We start from the raw sequence: 2960 nt of genomic DNA on the forward strand, positions 1-2960 counted from the left end.
GGGCGAATGCCTTTCTTGATGTAAGGCGCGGCGATGTCCTGGTTGACGTCGTAGCTGAGCTTGACGCTCAGGCCCGGGTTGTCTTCTTCCAGCAGCACGTCGAATTCTTGCTCGGCGCAGTCGGCGTTATCGCGCAGACGCTGGATCTGGTAGCTGGTTTCAGCCCAGGTACGCTGCAGCAGACGACGCTGGCCTTCGAACACGGTGTCACCGTTGAAGGTGATGTTGATCTGGCCATTGTTGATCGGCTGACCGATCACCGACACGCAGTCGCCCAGACCGGCCGCGCTGAATTGCGCGAGGATGTCTGGCGTGGCGTCCTGACGAACCTGAATCACTGCACCCAGTTCTTCGTTGAACAGGATGGCGGCGATGTCGGCGGTGGTTTCTGCCAGACCGTCGAGGTTCAGGCTCAGACCGCAGTGGCCGGCGAAGGCCATTTCCACCACGGAGGTCAGCAGACCACCGTCGGAACGGTCGTGGTACGCCAGCAGGTGACCGTCGGCGTTGAGGCCCTGGATCACCGCGAAGAAGGCTTTCAGGTCTTCGGCGTCATCGACGTCCGGCGCGTGTTTGCCGAGCTTGCCGTGGGTCTGAGCAAGGATCGAAGCGCCCATACGGTTCTGACCGCGACCGAGGTCGATCAGGATCAGGTCGGTGGTGCCCTTGTCCATGCGCAGTTCCGGGGTCAGGGTCTGACGGATGTCAGCCACTGGCGCGAAACCGGTCACGATCAGCGACATCGGCGAGGTCACGGTTTTTTCTTCGCCGTTATCGCTCCAACGGGTGGCCATGGACATCGAGTCCTTGCCCACCGGAATGGTGATGCCCAGCTCAGGGCACAGTTCCATACCGACCGCTTTCACGGTGTCGTACAGACGCGCGTCTTCGCCCGGGTGGCCGGCAGCGGACATCCAGTTCGCCGACAGTTTGATGTCGGAGATCTTGTTGATGCGCGACGCGGCAATGTTGGTCAGGGTTTCGCCGATGGCCATGCGGCCCGACGCCGGGGCGTCCAGCAGAGCCAGCGGAGTGCGCTCGCCCATTGCCATCGCTTCACCGGTGTAAACGTCGAAACTGGTGGCGGTGACGGCAACGTCGGCCACCGGAACCTGCCATGGGCCGACCATTTGGTCACGGGCCACGAGGCCGGTGATGGTGCGGTCGCCGATGGTAATCAGGAAGCTCTTGCTCGCCACGGCCGGGTGATGCAGAACGCGTTCGATGGACTCGCTGATGTCGAGGTTCGACGGATCGAAGTCATCGCCCATTTCAGCTTCGCGAACCACCGAGCGGTGCATGCGCGGGGCTTTGCCCAGCAACACTTCCAGTGGCATGTCCACCGGGTTGTTGCCGAAATGGCTGTCGGTCACGGTCAGTTGCGGTTCAGCCGTGGCTTCACCGACAACGGCAAACGGGCAGCGCTCGCGTTCGCAGATCGCCTGGAAGCGCGCGAAGTCTTCAGGGCCGACGGCCAGAACGTAACGTTCCTGGGATTCGTTGGACCAGATTTCGTGCGGGGCCATGCCCGGCTCGTCGTTCGGAATGTTGCGCAGTTCGAAACGGCCACCGCGGTCGCCGTCGTTGACCAGTTCCGGGAAGGCGTTGGACAGACCGCCCGCGCCGACGTCGTGGATGAAGCTGATCGGGTTCTTGTCACCCAGCTGCCAGCAACGGTCGATGACTTCCTGGCAACGACGCTCCATCTCAGGGTTTTCACGCTGTACGGAAGCGAAGTCGAGATCCGCCGAGCTGGTGCCGGTGGCCATCGAGGAAGCCGCGCCACCACCCAGACCGATCAACATCGCCGGGCCGCCGAGGACGATCAGCTTGGAGCCCACGACGATCTCGCCTTTCTTGACGTGTTCTTCGCGGATGTTGCCCATGCCGCCGGCCAACATGATCGGCTTGTGGTAACCACGAACTTCGTCACCGTGCAGGGTGGTGATCGACTGTTCGAAGGTACGGAAGTAGCCAGTCAGGGCCGGACGACCGAATTCGTTGTTGAACGCGGCGCCGCCGAGCGGGCCTTCGATCATGATGTCCAGGGCGGTAACGATGCGCTCAGGCTTGCCGTACGGCACTTCCCACGGCTGTTCGAAGCCCGGGATTTGCAGGTTGGATACGGTGAAACCGGTCAGGCCAGCCTTTGGCTTGGCGCCACGGCCGGTTGCACCTTCGTCACGGATTTCGCCGCCGGAACCGGTCGATGCACCCGGGAACGGAGCAATCGCGGTCGGGTGGTTGTGGGTTTCAACCTTCATCAGGATGTGCACCGGCTCCTGCACCGCACCGTACTGGCGGGTTTCAGGGTTCGGGAAAAAACGGCCGGCGACGTTGCCGACGATCACCGAGGCGTTGTCCTTATAAGCCGACAGAACGCCTTCGCTGTGCATCACGTAGGTGTTCTTGATCATGCCGAACAGGCTTTTTTCCTGGTTCTCACCATCAATATCCCAACTGGCGTTGAAGATCTTGTGGCGGCAGTGTTCGGAGTTGGCCTGAGCGAACATCATCAGTTCGATGTCGTGCGGGTTGCGCTTCAAGCCGTTGAAGGCGTCGACCAGATAGTCGATTTCGTCTTCGGCCAGGGCCAGGCCCAGTTCGGTGTTGGCTTTTTCCAGCGCGGCGCGACCGCCACCGAGGATGTCGATCGCGGTCAGCGGCTTCGGTTCGGCGTGGCTGAACAGACCGGCGGCCTGTTCGAGGTTGGCCAGCACGATTTGCGTCATGCGGTCATGCAACACGTCGGCAATCTGCTGGGCTTCGGCGTCGCTGAACTGACCGGCAACGTAGAAGGCGATACCGCGCTCCAGACGCTGGATCTTGCTCAGGCCGCAATTGCGGGCGATGTCGCTGGCCTTGCTCGACCATGGCGAGATGGTGCCGAAACGCGGCAACACCAGAAACAGACGACCGGTCGGCTCGTGTCCCGGAGCGCTGGGGCCGTACTTCTGAAG

Annotated in this window: 1 protein-coding gene; it reads right to left on the reverse strand. The window is 62.0% G+C overall.

What is annotated here, in order from left to right:
• Positions 1–2960: phosphoribosylformylglycinamidine synthase (gene purL, locus ACIP66_RS28420; protein WP_400652580.1), on the reverse strand; the 2960-nt coding region annotated here is incomplete at both ends.

The sequence above is a fragment of the Pseudomonas sp. NPDC088429 genome (genome assembly GCF_044753305.1).
Taxonomy (GTDB): Bacteria; Pseudomonadota; Gammaproteobacteria; order Pseudomonadales; family Pseudomonadaceae; genus Aquipseudomonas; species Aquipseudomonas rustica.